This window comes from Paenibacillus enshidis (assembly GCF_042136365.1).
GTDB classification, from domain to species: domain Bacteria; phylum Bacillota; class Bacilli; order Paenibacillales; family Paenibacillaceae; genus Paenibacillus; species Paenibacillus enshidis.
Genome location: NZ_JBHHMI010000025.1, coordinates 1 through 16,068 on the forward strand (window position 1 = coordinate 1; position 16,068 = coordinate 16,068).

Annotated in this window: 15 protein-coding genes, 1 tRNA gene and 1 rRNA gene; 15 read left to right on the forward strand and 2 right to left on the reverse strand. The window is 46.2% G+C overall.

Going from position 1 to position 16,068, the window contains the following annotated elements; genetic code table 11:
- The 12 genes from rrf to ACE41H_RS20290 all read left to right on the forward strand — a co-directional run.
- Positions 1-76, forward strand: a 5S ribosomal RNA gene (gene rrf / locus ACE41H_RS25320); the annotation flags it as partial.
- Between the two features lie 371 nt (positions 77-447).
- Positions 448-1,197: an ABC transporter ATP-binding protein gene (locus tag ACE41H_RS20240; RefSeq protein WP_375357373.1), complete on the forward strand. Its 750-nt coding sequence runs from the start codon at positions 448-450 to the stop codon at positions 1,195-1,197.
- Positions 1,194-2,048 carry an ABC transporter permease gene (locus ACE41H_RS20245; protein ID WP_375357374.1) on the forward strand — a complete coding sequence of 285 codons (855 nt, stop codon included), beginning with the start codon at positions 1,194-1,196 and terminating at the stop codon, positions 2,046-2,048. The genes ACE41H_RS20240 and ACE41H_RS20245 overlap by 4 nt, the downstream gene beginning before the upstream one ends.
- 76 nt (positions 2,049-2,124) lie before the next feature.
- A complete protein-coding gene (locus tag ACE41H_RS20250) occupies positions 2,125-3,222 on the forward strand; it encodes an ABC transporter substrate-binding protein (RefSeq protein WP_375357375.1) in 1,098 nt (365 codons plus the stop codon).
- 269 nt (positions 3,223-3,491) lie between these two features.
- Positions 3,492-4,949 carry an IMP dehydrogenase gene (gene guaB, locus ACE41H_RS20255; RefSeq protein WP_375357376.1) on the forward strand — a complete coding sequence of 486 codons (1,458 nt, stop codon included), beginning with the start codon at positions 3,492-3,494 and terminating at the stop codon, positions 4,947-4,949.
- Positions 4,950-5,157: 208 nt separating this feature from the next.
- Positions 5,158-6,534, forward strand: a complete 1,377-nt coding sequence (locus tag ACE41H_RS20260; protein WP_375357377.1) for a D-alanyl-D-alanine carboxypeptidase family protein — start codon at positions 5,158-5,160, stop codon at positions 6,532-6,534.
- Between the two features lie 135 nt (positions 6,535-6,669).
- A complete protein-coding gene (gene pdxS / locus ACE41H_RS20265; RefSeq protein ID WP_375357378.1) occupies positions 6,670-7,551 on the forward strand; it encodes a pyridoxal 5'-phosphate synthase lyase subunit PdxS in 882 nt (293 codons plus the stop codon).
- A gap of 16 nt (positions 7,552-7,567) precedes the next feature.
- Complete coding sequence (gene pdxT, locus ACE41H_RS20270) at positions 7,568-8,146, forward strand: pyridoxal 5'-phosphate synthase glutaminase subunit PdxT (RefSeq protein WP_375357379.1); 579 nt, start codon at positions 7,568-7,570, stop codon at positions 8,144-8,146.
- A 137-nt stretch (positions 8,147-8,283) separates the two neighbouring features.
- Positions 8,284-9,567: a serine--tRNA ligase gene (gene serS / locus ACE41H_RS20275; RefSeq protein ID WP_375357380.1), complete on the forward strand. Its 1,284-nt coding sequence runs from the start codon at positions 8,284-8,286 to the stop codon at positions 9,565-9,567.
- An 85-nt stretch (positions 9,568-9,652) separates the two neighbouring features.
- Positions 9,653-9,741: transfer RNA gene (locus tag ACE41H_RS20280), tRNA-Ser, on the forward strand.
- Positions 9,742-9,877: 136 nt separating this feature from the next.
- Complete coding sequence (locus tag ACE41H_RS20285) at positions 9,878-10,939, forward strand: tyrosine-type recombinase/integrase (RefSeq protein ID WP_375357381.1); 1,062 nt, start codon at positions 9,878-9,880, stop codon at positions 10,937-10,939.
- Positions 10,933-11,145 carry a hypothetical protein gene (locus tag ACE41H_RS20290; RefSeq protein ID WP_375357382.1) on the forward strand — a complete coding sequence of 71 codons (213 nt, stop codon included), beginning with the start codon at positions 10,933-10,935 and terminating at the stop codon, positions 11,143-11,145. The genes ACE41H_RS20285 and ACE41H_RS20290 overlap by 7 nt, the downstream gene beginning before the upstream one ends.
- 662 nt (positions 11,146-11,807) lie before the next feature.
- Here the strand turns inward: ACE41H_RS20290 and ACE41H_RS20295 are convergent.
- Positions 11,808-11,978 (reverse strand): hypothetical protein, encoded by a 171-nt coding sequence (locus ACE41H_RS20295; RefSeq protein WP_375357383.1) that lies wholly within the window; start codon positions 11,976-11,978, stop codon positions 11,808-11,810.
- Positions 11,979-11,995: 17 nt separating this feature from the next.
- On the reverse strand, positions 11,996-12,223 hold the full coding sequence (locus tag ACE41H_RS20300; protein WP_375357384.1) for a helix-turn-helix domain-containing protein: 228 nt from the start codon (positions 12,221-12,223) through the stop codon (positions 11,996-11,998).
- Between the two features lie 189 nt (positions 12,224-12,412).
- On the opposite strand from ACE41H_RS20300, the gene ACE41H_RS20305 reads away from it, so the two are divergent.
- The 3 genes from ACE41H_RS20305 (at position 12,413) to ACE41H_RS20315 (ending at position 15,947) form a co-directional block, all read left to right on the forward strand.
- The gene (locus ACE41H_RS20305; protein ID WP_375357385.1) at positions 12,413-12,907 is read left to right on the forward strand and encodes a hypothetical protein; all 495 of its coding nucleotides are present in this window, start codon (positions 12,413-12,415) and stop codon (positions 12,905-12,907) included.
- Between the two features lie 331 nt (positions 12,908-13,238).
- Entirely contained in the window at positions 13,239-13,667 is a 429-nt protein-coding gene (locus ACE41H_RS20310; protein WP_375357386.1) for a hypothetical protein, read from the forward strand.
- 255 nt (positions 13,668-13,922) lie between these two features.
- Positions 13,923-15,947: a hypothetical protein gene (locus ACE41H_RS20315; RefSeq protein WP_375357387.1), complete on the forward strand. Its 2,025-nt coding sequence runs from the start codon at positions 13,923-13,925 to the stop codon at positions 15,945-15,947.
- Positions 15,948-16,068: the final 121 nt, after the last annotated feature.

A 16,068-nucleotide genomic window follows, 5' to 3' on the forward strand; every position in this document is an offset into this window, starting at 1 on the left:
GAACACGACCGTTAAGCCCTCCAGCGCCGATGGTACTTGGACCGAAGGGTCCTGGGAGAGTAGGACGTTGCCAGGCAGAAATCTTGTACGATTAATAACCAGTCATCGAAAAAAATCGGTGGCTGGTTATTTTTTGCTTGAATCTAAATAATAGATTTCCATTTCCCTTGATGTTTCACCGTCAAGGGATTTTTTGCGTACGTCAAAGTAAAGGGAATCATTTATGAGCTGGGGAGTATGATTCATATGTTATTTATATGTTATATATAGTTTTTATTTCGGCTTATATTTTGTTAAAAAAGACAGTTTGGCAGCAATTTCTTTATGTTATATGCCGAAAAATCTAATTTTTGCGTTATGAATGTTTACATAAATCAAGATGATCGTTTACCATCAAGTCAACGAAGGCATGCAACAGAGGGGTGCGATTTAAAGGGGGGGCAGAACATGCAATTGGTCATCGATGGGGTGAATAAAAGCTTTAATGGCCGAACTGTACTGGACCAAATTCATTTGACTATAAAGCCGCATGAGCTTGTGTGTATTTTAGGTCACAGCGGCTGCGGGAAATCGACTCTGCTGAATATGGTGGCTGGATTTATCGCCCCGGACAGCGGCACGATTACGGTGGACGGCCAGCCGATCAAAGGACCTTCGAAGCAGCGGGGAGTCGTGTTCCAGGAGCATGCGCTTTTTCCGTGGTTCAACGTGCTGGACAATATTGCGTTCGGACCGGAGGTGCAGGGGATGGGGAAAAAGGAGGCCCGCAGCCAGGCGGCTCATTATTTGGAACTGGTGGGCTTGTCCGACTACGCCAAGCATTATCCGCATGAGCTGTCCGGGGGCATGAAGCAGCGGGTCGGTATCGCCAGGGCACTGGCCGCCGGTCCGGATATGCTGCTGATGGATGAGCCGTTCGGTGCGCTCGACATTCTGACCCGTGACGTTATGCAGCGGGAGCTGCTTCGGATTTGCCGGGAAGTGAAGCCGACGGTGTTGTTCGTTACGCACAGCATCAGCGAGGCGATTTCTCTGGGGGATCGTGTGGTGGTGATGAAGCATGGAAAGATTGCATCCGTGCTGGAAGTTGAAATGAATCATCCGAGAATATTTCACCACAGCCGCTTCGGACAGCTCATGACAGAAATCGAAGCGGTGCTGATGGACGAGGAAACGGTAAAGGAGGCGAGCTTATGAGCCGGATCAAGACAGTGGCGATTCCTTCTGTGCAGCCTGCGGGAAAGCCGGTGATTCGAACCGTCAGAAAACCGTTCGGGTGGAAGGGAGCGATTCCTTACGTTGCCATCTTTCTGCTGTGGGAGCTGTTTTCGCGGTTTAACATGGCTGTTCAATGGTTCAACCCGCTCTTTTTCCCGCCGCCGACCGAAATCATCCGCAATGCCTGGATGTTGGCCGAGACGGGGATGATCGGCGCGAGTCTCTGGTCCAGCACTGTACGTATTTTACAAGGATTCACCCTCGGTACCGTTTCCGCTATCGGTATTGCCATGTTGATGAGCCGCTTCCGCCATGTCGAGTTCTGGATATCCCCTCTTCTTAATCTCACCGGACCGATTCCGGCCTTGGCGCTGCTGCCGCTGTTTATTATCTGGTTCGGCATCGGGGAGTTTCCGAAGGTGCTGCTTATCGCATGGACGACATTTGTTCCCATGCTCGCTTATACATTGGATGGCCTGAAATCCGTCAATCCGCTGCTTATCCGCTCCGCTACCAGCCTGGGGGCATCACAGCGCCAGATTTTCACCCGGGTGATTTTGCCGTCAGCCATTCCGAATATATTGGTTGGCTCACAGGTAGGGCTGGGGCTCGCTTTCTCCGCATTGATTGTATCGGAAATGATGGGAGCGAGCTCCGGGCTCGGTTATATTATCGTGGATGCCCGCAATTATTTTAAAATATCGAACATGTTTGTGGCCATCGTATTCATCGGACTGGAGTACAGCTTGTTCTCCCAATTGTTGAAGCTGGTAGAGAAGAGGGTCATGTCCTGGAGAAAGGGAGGGATCCGAGACGCCTTGGAGAAATAGCCGGGTCAACATAGTTGATCGGTTTGGCCGGAAGGGATAGACAGCAGTATCAATACGAAGATAGAGGGTGGAGGAAATGACAAAAAACAGAAAAGTTAAATTCGGTCTTACTCTAATAACATCCCTTATTTTGACGGTTATGGTGTCCGCCTGTGGTGGCGGTGCTTCGTCTCAGGCGCCTTCGCCGTCTGAAGCTCCTTCGCCCGCGCCGGCAGCCTCGGCACCCGCGGAAAGCGGTGGACTGGAGACGACCAAGCTTACGCTTGTCGGTGTACGGGACGCCCAAATTTCGTCTCAGCAAATTATTGCCGACAAGCTCGGTTATTTCAAAGAAGAAGGGCTGGACGTTACCAGTCAATTGATCGAAAGCGGACCGGACATCGGTCCGATGGTCTCCGGCGGCAGCGCGCCGGTTAGCATTCAAACCAATTTCATGGATATCATTCTGAAGTCTAATAGTATTGGTGTGAAGATCGTCGCACCGCTTGCGCAAATCGCTGGTACACAAGCTGTCGTTGGCGGCAAGAACCTTGTATTGAACAGCGCGAAGGATTTGGAGGGCAAAACGATCGGCATTCCGAGCGGAGCGGACGTCAAGATTGCCATCGACAACATGGCGAAAGAGCTTGGCGTGGACGCCTCCAAGATCAAATACGTTAATCTGGCGCCAAGCGATGCGGTCGTCGCTTTGGAGAAAGGCGACATTGACGCGATGGCGGCATGGGAGCCGTTCATTACAAAAGCGATCAACGCCGGGGGCCACTTCCTGTTTAGTGGAACGAAGTCGGAGTTGCCGGATAAGAAGGGAGACGTCAACTGGATGAGCGTTCATACGACCATCCAAGTGACCGATGCGTTTTTGCAGGAAAATCCGAATACGATTAAAGCTGTTCTCCGCGCGTTGAATAAAGCGACAGATTATATTAATGACAATCGCGAGGACGCGATCAAATTGCTTGCACCGGAGCTGCATTTGACGGAAGCGGAGCTGACGGACATCATGAGCCGCAACGTATACGACATGGCTGCTGACGACACGTTCCTGAGTGTCAGCAACGGTCAAGGTGTTATGGACTACCTGAAGTCAACCGGAAATATTACGTCTGTCCCTGAAGCTTCATCCTATATCGATTTGAGCCTGCTGAAGGACGTCGAGCCAAGCCTTGTTCCATAAGGCGTCGGCATAGCGCTGCCAAAGAGGGAATATCGGCCGGCCCCCGGGATTTATGCCGGGGTCCGGTTGTTTTTTGTCATATGTCCATCAGTCGCATACAGATGTGTTCAATGGGAAATATACCTTAAGAACATGAAGGTTGTAACGCTTGACACCCCTATACTGCTTTGCTAAGATTGCAATTAATATATTTTCAGAAAACGTTACTTTGTCCGTCATGGATAGACATCCGTGGCGTACTTAATCATATTCTAAGGAGGACAATCCTGGTGTGGGAAGATAAGTTTGGCAAGGAAGGCTTAACCTTTGACGATGTTTTGTTGGTACCCCGTAAATCGGAAGCTTTGCCGAAAGAGGTAGATACGTCCACGAGGTTAAGTGACGCAGTGAGGCTCAATATCCCGCTGATCAGCGCAGGCATGGATACCGTTACGGAAGCGGCTATGGCGATTGCCATGGCAAGAGAAGGCGGCATCGGTATTATTCATAAGAACATGAGTGCAGAGAAGCAGGCCGAGGAAGTCGACCGTGTTAAACGTTCCGAAAGCGGCGTGATTACCAATCCGTTTTCGCTGACCCCCGATCATCTGGTAGCAGACGCAGAGCAGGTCATGGGCAAGTTCCGCATCTCAGGTGTGCCGATTGTAAATGAGGATAACAAGTTGGTCGGCATTTTGACCAACAGGGACCTTCGTTTCATTCATGACTACAATATCAAAATCAGCGAAGTGATGACTTGTGAAAATCTGGTTACCGCGCCGGTAGGAACAACGCTTCAGGAAGCTGAAGTTATTTTGCAAAAGCATAAGATTGAGAAGCTTCCACTGGTGGATGAGGCCAACAATCTTAAAGGCTTGATTACGATCAAGGATATCGAAAAAGCGATCCAGTTCCCGAATGCAGCCAAGGACGCGCACGGCCGTCTGCTGGTTGGTGCGGCTGTCGGTATTTCCTCCGATACGTTTGACCGAACAGAAGCGCTCGTGCAGGCAGGCGTGGATCTGATTGTAGTGGACTCGGCGCACGGCCATCATATCAATATTCTGGATGCGGTCCGCAAGCTGCGGGCAAGTTATCCGGAGCTGACCATTATTGCGGGCAACGTGGCAACCGGAGCAGCAACCCGCGATTTGATCGAAGCCGGTGCTTCGGTCGTCAAGGTTGGTATCGGTCCTGGTTCCATATGTACAACTCGTGTCATTGCAGGCATCGGGGTTCCACAAATTACGGCTATTTATGATTGTGCAACCGTGGCTCGTGAGTACGGTGTGCCGATTATTGCTGACGGCGGCATCAAATACTCCGGTGAGATCACCAAGGCTTTGGCAGCTGGCGCCTCTGCAGTTATGCTGGGCAGCCTGTTTGCCGGAACGGAAGAAAGCCCGGGTGAATCCGAAATTTATCAGGGACGCCGTTTCAAGGTATACCGCGGCATGGGTTCCATGGCGGCCATGAAGCAGGGCAGTAAGGACCGTTACTTCCAGGATGACGACAAAAAGCTGGTGCCTGAGGGCATTGAAGGCCGTGTTGCTTACAAAGGCCCTTTGTCCGACACGATTCATCAACTGATCGGCGGACTTCGTTCCGGGATGGGATACTGTGGCACGCAGACAGTTGAAGAGCTGCGAAACGATACACAGTTCATCCGGATCACCGGCGCAGGGTTACGCGAAAGTCATCCGCATGATGTGCAAATCACGAAGGAAGCGCCAAACTACTCATTGTAAGAAAAAATAGAATGCTTCAGCTCCGCTGGAAATTATAAATTCTATAATCTTAACATGCGGGAAATGCTAGAGAAGGCAGGTTGGGCGAATTGGCCCGACCTGTCTTTTTTTGCGTCATAGCGTATGATAGAATAGATAAGTGATTGCTACAACCTTCATAATATGACTACAGTGGGTTGGGTTGAGTGAGAGAGGAGTTTATTTAACGTTGAAAAACTCAAGTAAATGGAAGAAGAAAAGCGGCTTGCTGAAGAAGAGCATTGCTGCTGTTGTGCTGTTCAATATGATGTATATGACTGCTCTGCCAGCTGTAAGCTCATTGGATCCTATGGTAATTACCTCTGCTGCGGGGGCAAAAACGGAGATTGTGGGTACATCCGGCATTAAAACTCCTGACCTGGCGCTGAGTTCAGCTATATTAATAGAAGCGAGTACAGGCCAAGTGCTGCTGTCCATGAACCCGGATGAGCCGCTGCCGCCTGCAAGCATGACAAAAATGATGACAGAGTATATTGTCGCTGAAGAGGTCAAGCAGGGCAAAATCAAGTGGGATGATGTGGTCGAAGTCAGTGAAAATGCGGCCAAAAGCGTCGGCTCGCGTATTTTTTTGGCTCAAGGTGACAAGCATACGGTAAAAGATCTTTATATCGCCATGGCTGTAGGCTCTGCCAACGATGCTACCGTTGCTCTGGCGGAATATGTGGCCAGTTCCGAACAGAATTTTGTGCAAATGATGAATGAAACGGCCCAACGCATGGGGATGAAGGATTCCTATTTCATTAATTCAACTGGGCTGGACAAGGCGGATATGCCAAAGAAGTTTCAGCCGGATACGGACCGCGAGACCGTGATGACCGCAAGAGATGTCGCAACATTGGCCGGCTATATTGTGCGTGATCATCCGGATTATACGCAATTTACAACACTGCAAAATTACAAGTTCCGTCCTACTGACAAAGATCCGATTGTTAACTGGAACTGGATGCTTGAATCCAATAAGAGCATTACGAACTTCAAGGCTTATGCCTATGAAGGGTTGAACGGGATGAAAACGGGACATACCGCTGCTGCAAAGTACTGCTTCGCGGGTACGGCAGTCCGTGATGGCATGACGCTGATCAGTGTGGTTATGGGCGCGGACAATGAGCCTGCACGTTTTACTGAAACCCGGAAGGTGCTGGATTACGGCTTTAACAATTTCAAGCTGCAGCAGGTTGTGGCTCCCAAGGCCGAGCTCGACGATCTGAAGACGGTGCCTGTGACCAAGGGGAAAGAAACCGAAGTACCGGTAGTCACCAAGGACGCTGTCACCTTTGTAGTTCCGAAGAACGCGGCCAATGCGAAGATTACACATAAGACGAATGTAACCCCGGCTGCTGAATTGGTGGCTCCGCTTAAGCAGGGAGACAAGGTGGGGACGGTCACTTATTCCTACAAGGCAGATGGAATGAAGCAGCCGCAGGAAAAGACCGTTGAACTGATCACCGCGGCAAATGTGGAGGAAGCGGGCTGGTTCAAGATGTTCTTTCGGGCCATCGGAAGCTTCTTCGCAGATCTGTTCGGCAACATCAAGAATCTGTTCTAACATAAGTAGCCGCCAGATATTGAGTATTTGGGTACCGTAAGGTAAAATAACGAGTTAGAATCTGAATTATTTTGAAATTTTCATAAACGATCGGATCAACAGATTAAACCATATACAACAGGAGGCCAATAAGAGATGGAAACGGGAACATCGCGTGTAAAAAGGGGTATGGCAGAAATGCAAAAAGGCGGCGTCATCATGGACGTCATGAACGCCGAGCAGGCTAAAATCGCCGAAGCGGCCGGAGCAACCGCCGTTATGGCGTTGGAGCGGGTTCCATCCGATATTCGTGCCGCTGGCGGGGTAGCCCGTATGGCTGACCCGACGATCGTGGAAGAGGTAATGAAGGTTGTAACGATTCCCGTAATGGCAAAAGCCCGTATTGGTCACTATGTTGAAGCGAAGATACTGGAATCGCTGGGTGTCGATTATCTTGACGAAAGTGAAGTGCTCACGCCGGCAGATGAAGTGTTTCATATCGACAAGCGGGATTTTACCGTTCCTTTCGTTTGTGGTGCCAAAGACCTGGGTGAAGCGCTGCGCCGTATCGGCGAAGGGGCTTCCATGATCCGGACCAAGGGTGAGCCGGGAACAGGCAACATTGTTGAAGCCGTGCGCCATATGCGCCTCATTAACAGCCAAATCCGCAAAGTACAAAACATGTCGAAAGACGAGCTTTATGCTGAAGCTAAAAATCTGGGTGTGCCTTATGACCTGCTGTTGGAAGTTCACGAGAACGGCAAGCTTCCGGTCGTTAATTTTGCGGCTGGTGGTGTAGCGACTCCTGCGGATGCCGCCTTGATGATGCATCTTGGAGCAGACGGTGTATTTGTAGGCTCGGGGATTTTCAAATCGGATAACCCTGAGAAATTTGCCCGTGCTATCGTAGAAGCCACAACACACTATACGGATTATAAACTGATTGCTGAAGTATCCAAAAACCTGGGAGCTCCGATGAAAGGCATCGAGATTTCCAAGCTGGCTGCACAGGACCGCATGCAGGACCGCGGCTGGTAAGAGAGAAGGGAAGTCTATGAAAATCGGAGTACTGGCGCTGCAGGGCGCCGTAGCAGAGCATATCAGAAGCATCGGTTTGGCTGGGGCCGAGGGAGTTGCCGTCAAGCGGACGGAAGAGCTGGATGAGATTGACGGGCTTATCATCCCGGGCGGAGAAAGCACGACCATTGGCAAGCTGATGCGCAAGTACGGTTTTATGGAAGCGATCCGCAAATTTTCGGAAGAGAAGAAGCCGATCTTTGGAACCTGTGCCGGTCTGATCGTACTGGCCAAGGAAATTGCCGGACAGGAAGAGGCTCATCTCGGTCTGATGGACATCACGGTCAACCGGAACGCTTTTGGCCGGCAGCGGGAGAGCTTTGAGGCCGATCTGGACATTGCGGGAATCGAAGAGACCGTGCGGGCTGTATTCATTCGTGCTCCTTTGATTCAGAAGGTTGGGTCCGGTGTGGATGTCCTGGCAGAATACAACGGTGAAATCGTGACGGCACGGGAAGAGCACCTGCTGGCCTCCTCCTTTCATCCCGAGCTGACGGACGATTACCGGCTTCATCAATATTTTGCCGACATGGTTCGTGAGTATAAAAAGGATTAGGCAGTAAATAATCTGTAATCGAATCGACCTTGACCCTCGTGCAGGGAATAACGAATGATGGCCCACGGCCGCAGGCAGCATGAACGGATCGTTATTTTTCGAGCAGAGGTCAAGGTTTTTGTGTAGGAGGGATTGTCGTGTTGGACGTTAAAATACTTCGTAATGATTTTGAACGGGTGCAAGAGGCGCTGCGCAACCGGGGGAAGGATCAGGAATCCATCAGTGAATTTCCTGTACTGGATACCCGCCGCCGGGAGCTGCTGCAGGAAAGCGAGGGTTTGAAAAATCGCCGCAATACCGTATCCGCTGAAGTGGCAAGGCTGAAAAAGAATAAAGAGAATGCGGACGATCTCATTGTTGAGATGCGCCAGGTATCGGACCGGATCAAGGAATTGGACGAGCAGGTGCGCGAGCTGGAAGAGCAGATTGATGAATTGGTACTGTCCATTCCTAACATCCCGCATAAAGACGTCCCTGTCGGGGCTTCTGAAGAGGATAACGTGGAGATCCGCAGATGGTCTGAGCCAGGATCGTTTTCCTTCGAGCCCAAAGCTCATTGGGACATCGCCCAGAATCTCGGGATTCTTGATTTTGAGGCCGGTGCCAAGGTTACCGGATCGCGCTTTACCTTTTACAAAGGCCTGGGGGCCCGTCTGGAACGGGCGCTGATCAACTTTATGATGGATTTGCACAGCACGGAGCACGGATATGAGGAGATGCTCCCTCCGTATATTGTGAACAAAGACAGCCTGTATGGCACAGGCCAGCTCCCCAAGTTTGAGGAGGATCTCTTCAAACTGCGTGATACCGAATATTACCTGATTCCTACAGCGGAAGTCCCGGTAACCAACTATCATCGTGAGGAAATCCTGGCGGCCGAGGAGCTGCCCAAGCATTATGTCGCTTACAGCTCATGCTTCCGTTCGGAAGCGGGTGCCGCTGGTCGTGATACGCGCGGGCTGATCCGGCAGCATCAATTTAACAAGGTGGAAATGCTGAAGCTGGTGCACCCTGATACCTCCTATGAAGAGCTGGAGAAAATGACGCAGAACGCTGAACGTGTGCTGCAGCTGCTGGGCCTGCCTTACCGTGTGCTGGCACTGTGCACAGGCGATATGGGCTTTACATCGGCCAAAACCTATGATCTTGAAGTCTGGCTGCCGGAAAGCGGAATGTACCGTGAAATTTCCTCCTGCTCCAACTGCGAGGACTTCCAGGCCCGCCGCGCCAATATTCGTTTCCGTCCGGAGCCGAAGGCCAAGCCGGAGTTTTTGCACACTCTGAATGGTTCAGGTCTTGCTGTTGGACGTACAGTAGCAGCGATTTTGGAAAATTACCAGGAAGAAGACGGCAGCGTGCGTATTCCTGAAGTGCTCCAACCTTACATGGGCGGGATTGAGAAAATTACCCGCAAAGCATAGCATTGATTTCATTTTAGATTTGTGGTAAAATCATTTGTGTTGCGCTTCCTTTTTAGTTTTGAAGTGGGACGCAAATTTACCACATGGAGAGGTACCGAAGCGGTCATAACGGGGCGGTCTTGAAAACCGTTAGGGGGCAACTCCACATGGGTTCGAATCCCATCCTCTCCGCCATTACTTAGTAAATCTCCCGCCGCACAAAAGAATTGCGGCGCTTATGACAGAAACGCACTTGACTGTTGAACAACGGTCTGGTGCGTTTTTTTGTGTTCGTGACCGTTGGACGAAAATCTAACGGGAGGAATGAAATATGAGCTTAAACAAAGGCAAAACACCCCATAAACGCGGGCAAAGAAAGAACTCTTTAGACATACCTCAGCGGTTATTAGACCGTCTGACTCCTTCGGTCTTGGAAACGTCCCGCCCCACACACCAAGAGGTCGAGAAACCGCGACCTGCGACTTTGACTCTGGAGAAGTTGTTTAACCGCTACTATACCGCGCGGCAAGCGGCAGGGGCGGCAGAGCGAACCTTAGAGGACTACAGGAAGCACATGAACTGGTTTCGTCAGTTCTTGGCATCAGAGTACAACGGTCTTGATAACTTTGTACCGAATCGCGATGTAATCCGTTCATGGGTTTCTCATATGTTGACGGTGCAGAAGTTGAAGCCCTCCACAATTAACATCAGACTGAGAACGGTTAAGGCCATGTTCAATTGGGCTATGAGCGAGGGAATCATTAAGGAATCTCCGTTCGACAATGTTGAACTGCTGAAAGTGCCAGAGGAAGATTTCCAAGTGATTTCAAAGGCACAGGAACGGAAACTGTTTAACTGCTGTGAACTAACAACTTTTACTGGACTGCGTGATGCCCTGTTAATGTCATTCCTGCTCGATACAGGTGTGCGGATTGGCGAGTGTATGAGAATTTTTGTAGAGGAAGTTGATCTGCAAAATCGCTCCGCCTCTGTTCGGGCTGAATCAGCTAAAACCAGAAAAGCCCGGACAGTGTACTTTGGGGCGAGAACACAAGAGCTATTGGTTATTTACCTTGCTTGGCATGAGATCAATGGGCAAGCTCCAAACTTATTTCTTAACGAGTTCGGTCATCCGTTAGATAAGAATTGGGCAACCAGATGTATCAGTTTTATCGGCAAAAAGGCAAAGATTTCAGGTGTTCGCATCAGCCCCCACACGTTCCGTCATACGTTTGCAACTCGTTATATAAAGGCAACAGGCGACCCGTTTTCACTACGTAGACTGCTAGGACATTCCTCAATGGAAATGGTCAACCGTTATGTTAATCAAGATGCCGCTGATGTTCGTGAGCAATATGAGAAGTTCATGAACGGAGGGAATGAGCAATGGTAACGTCACGAACCGTATGGTTGGTTATGGAGGATGATGTCGCCGCCCAAAAGCTTCTGGAGATTGCCAGAACGCATTGCAAGCTTGCTCTTGAGCATGGCGATAAATCCTCTCCTGAACGCTGCGAAGCTATTAAACAAGAAATACAACGGTTAAGAGCGGAGCAAGAAGCTCTCCTTAAATTTTTTGAGGAGGAGGGCAGGGTATGAGCGAGGAAATAGCGAAACACTCCCCTTGTAGGTGAAGAGGACGTCTGGCATGATAAAATCAACTCATGTAAAATTGTCATTGATGCGATCATAGAGATTCTTTATAAAGAAGCTAACTCCCTGCATACACTAACAGTTGAGGAAATCATCGTACTTATTCATAGGCTGGAATTAAGTTTCGACACCGCCTTACTTCATCTGCGGCTGGAAAAATGCAAGCTTGCGCATCAAATTAATAAGTAAAAGAGTTAGTCAATTTCCTTAGAACTGAGGAGTTTCTTAAACAATGGCTCTGACCAACTATTCATTTACTGAACAGTACAGAAGAAACCTTATTCGATTTTTTGAGTAAGGTTTCTTCTTTTCTTTCCTACTCCATGCCGCCAACTTCAATTTACCATCAAATAAACCAACCGTTCCTTAACCATCCTGCCCCGTGAGAATAGTGCTGAGAGCGCGTCCAGCATAGTTTTACACTCGTTGGGAGGGTCGGACAGAGGAATGTTGGTTATGGGGGAGCGTGGGCGTACAACTATGCTGGTAGGGCTGAGGGAGCGCGCGGTATAATCCTAAAAAAATAAACTTCTAAAATTCAATCTTCATCAACAATCCGTTGTTTCAGATATTCTTCATTTCTACCATCACATATCCCCAAATCAAGTTCAAGATGGAATAAAAAAATCCGTAATGGCTTCATGCTGAGCGTCCGTCAATACAAAATCTTTCCTTTGATACCAATTGAGCAGAGATACCATACAAAAATCCTTTGGAATGAAGACTCCTGCGTTGCTTTTTACAACTCCAAGCTCAGCAAGTGATTTGTCTGAGATCATGCTTCGTCCTCCATATCTTAATCATTTAGCGTAACTGTAAACAGTTCCCCCATTGTAATGTCCAGATAGCCACAAATACTAGCTAATAAGGTCGCTGGAAATCGAGCATCTTCGATTTTACCATCCACCATTTTATAAATAGTTCCTATCCGTTCTCCTGTGTCTTTTGAGAGTCTATATGGAGTAATGCTCTTTTGTTCGAGAATAGTTTTTAAATTGCAAATTAAAGTGTATTTATTATCCACGATAATACCTCCGAAAGACAATTCGAAATCGACTATTGACATTAAACGTCTATAATCTTATAGTGAGTATAGAGATTATGAACGTTTAATGACTATATTCGTAAAGCGATTATATCATCTTGCTCAAGGAATGTATATACATTTCCTTACTTTCCTATTGCCCAAAACCAATCTAAGGAGTGAATTAACATGACAAATACTAAACAACTCAACATTCAGAATAATAAAAAGGACTATGACACTTACGAATCCATCTTATCTAACCTTGGCGAATCAAAACAAGCTTGGCTAGACTTACTTCAATACAACGGTATCAACTACATATGGCAGGAGACATTGGACTTCTTGCTTCAAACAGAAGCCGATCTTAGAAAATGGAATAAATTCTGGAGCGGGAGCATTGATAGCCTTATTGCTGATATAAGCGATTATCGTCAATACAGGATTGCGAAGAGCCATGCTGATCTCACACTGGCCGAGTTCGAGCGGATTTATAGAGGAAATGCCAGAAAAGCTTTGGAGAGATTGTTTGTCGAGCCGATCAGCGATCATGTTGTTAAAATGCTTAATGATACTGGAATGGATTATGCTCATATTTACAACATGAGGATTCAAGGTACAATCGAGCGCAGCCATGAATGTTGGGGATTTAGAGAGTCTATAGCCGATAAGATAAACTCTTGATTGACATTGGGTAATAATGTAATATACCTATTGAGCCAAGATGTTCGACACATCTCGGACTCCGCACATGATCTAACCGCGTAAAAGACGGTTGGCTTCGATTAGGTGACGATCAACAAGAAAAGTAGACCGCATTCCTTTGTCGAGGGAGGACGGTCTACTTTTTCTTTAAGTAGAGGAACGTTCGTTCTCTGTTAGGTTACTTATTTGCATTGTATCATACCAGTAAATGCAGTAAGTCAGAAGTTACTATCTGTATTGGAATGATGGAAGAAACTCAAATGTTTTGCGAGTTAATTATAGACTATTAGCAAAGCAGAGGAGGTTAAATATGAAAATCTCTGTACATGATGATTTCCAAATGTATATTTACCTCAAGAACAAGGATGTTCATAAACACAAAAAGTCGCTACCAGATATTAAGTGCAAATTGCTGTATGACTCGCAAGACAACTTTGTTGGAATAAGTATTATGAGTCAACAGTCTGACACTGGTGAAGTCATTGAATTACCAGAGGTCGGGGCTGTAGAGTTTCCAATGTACAAAGCAAAAATTTCTCAGGACGGTAATGGTATCATAATCATGTTTGATCAAGAGACAGTTGTCCACAAGGAAGTCGAGGATGAATGCATAATTGATCTGAGCGATGCTGGTATTACTGGTATAGAGCCGATGCCGTTTACGCATATTGGGGGAAAAGAGATTATCAAGCCATTTATCATTAGGGATGCTCCAGGTGTTCAATTGCCGAGAGTGTAGACAATGGAACTATAAGTTATTGTAGTGTGGTTGCCAAAACCGCTTGATAAAACTCTTTCATCTCTCTATATATAGTAGTGGTGATTTTTCAATAACAGGGAATTACTGCTAATATGAGTTCGTACTCAAAAAAGCACAATAGGAAGTCTCATCTTGTCAAGACTAGAACAGCCTACAGGAGCAATCCGTAGGGCTGTTTTTTTGTTCTAATAAATTATTGCCACAAAAACAATAAGAAAAAGGAGAGCAGGAATTATGGAGACAACACAACAATTTTTTGAAGAACTGTTTAGAGGAAAGGAAATTAATTTTCGTTGTTTTAAACACAAGGGTAACAAACTGATTGATTTTCATGGCAAGTATGATTTGAAAATGCGTGACTCATTGAGGAATGAAAATGAGAGGAACAATGAGATTTATTTTGTAGTCAACAGCGGAGGTTATTCGAATAAAGATATTACAGCTATAAATGCTGTTTTCGTCGATTTGGATTGTGGGAAGGATATGAATAAAGAGTATTATCCATTGCAAGTAGTCCAAGAATACAAAGAAAACAAGCTTGAAGAAATTAGGGCGTTTCCTATTGTTCCAACTTGTATTATCGAGACACGCAACGGATTACATTGCTATTGGTTTGTAAATGATAATGCAACAGCAGACCGATTTGAAATTTGCGAGAATCTATTGATTGCACATTTCAAAGCTGATAAAGCGGTTAAAAAGTTATGCAATCTGATGCGAGTTCCAGATACCTATTGGTGTAAAGATTCTAATAACAAATTTAAGATTAGCATATTGGAAAAAAGCGATGTGCGTTATGACATTGATGAAATTGTTAGGGCATGCTCGACGACTCACCAGAATGTCATGCCATCTGTTACGGAGGGGTTTGGGGACAATGATAAGAAGAAAGATAGTACTGATTCTTTTATTACTGTGCCGAAACCCAACGCGATCAGCCAACCAGATATTACCCCGACTACTCCAAATTGGTCACTAGTCAAATATAGACAAAAAGCTACTTTAAAGGAGCGACTAAATGCAACACCAATTACTCTGCATAATCATGATGATTTTTATGATTATATAAAAAAGCAAGACCTCGCAACATTCCTAGGAGTAGGGGAAGGTAAGTTTTCTTGTCTCTTTCATAAAGACAAAAATCCAAGTGCCAATATTATTGTAAGCGACTCAGGGCATCACATTTATTACTGTCATAGCAGTAATTGCATGCTTGATAAGGGCAAGACCATCATTCAAATAACAGAATTGCTGACAAATTATAATCGATTTAAGGCTCTTGGTTTTCTAAGAAGTATTTATAACGTTGCATATTATGAGTCTGAGTGGCAAAAGGAACAAAAAGGGATACTCGAAGAGAATCAACGGTTAATTTTGAGCAAGGATTTTGAAGAAGGTTATGAAGAAGTCTATAAGCGAATAAAAGACTATTTGCTTGAGTTGTACACTTTCAATGGATTAGCTAAAGATTTTTTAAATACAGAAGCATTTACTACTCCAAATGGAAATCCAGTGTTTTTTGCTAGCAACCAGTACCTCGCAACTTTGTATAATAAAGATGTACAGAGAGTCTCTAAGCATTTTGGTTTATTCGCTTATCTGGGCTTAATTGATAAAATAAAAGATACAGATATTCCAGAGTTTTTGTTACAGAGATCGAAGAATGAGGCAGCAAAAAAGAAACAGAAGCAAACGATACAATTTTATTCTATCCCCTCTTACGGTGAATTGTCTTTAATGTACAGCAAGCAAAAGGCAAAAGAATACGTGGAAAAAGGTTTTACCATGAAAGGGTTTGGAAGAGATCTTTTATTAAGGACATTAGGAGAGAAAGAAGCAAATCGAGTTTACCCAAAAATGGAAGGAAAACGGATTTCCGAAAAGAATGAAAAGATTGGTCTAGAGGTTGAACGAGTTGCTTTGAAACTCATAAAAGAACGTGGATGGGTTACTGAAAAAGAAATACTGGAGTTGGCGAGACTAAATAATACACAAATAAAAGAACGTCATCTTAAAGCTTTGCTACCAGAGTTACTTGACAAATATGGACTTATAAAGACAAGGTTGAATAAGCAATTGAAATCTCAAATTAGCTTTGTTGGTGATGAAAATAGCTATCCAATTATAATTCATGTGGAAGAGCTACTACATTCAGTGGGAATGCCAGAAAGTGTTCCACAGGTTGAGCAAATCCGTCAGGTGATTTCTCCTAGATTGACAATGAAAAGGAAAGAACGGAAACTGAAAGACGTATTGTAAAATTGCTTCAATGGGAATTTTTTTACTAAAGTTGCATGGAACTGACTAGTGCCGCGCCACCTGTTATCTTGGCGATAGGATTCATTAACAGTCGTGCTGAAAAAAACTGAGTTTTGTATCG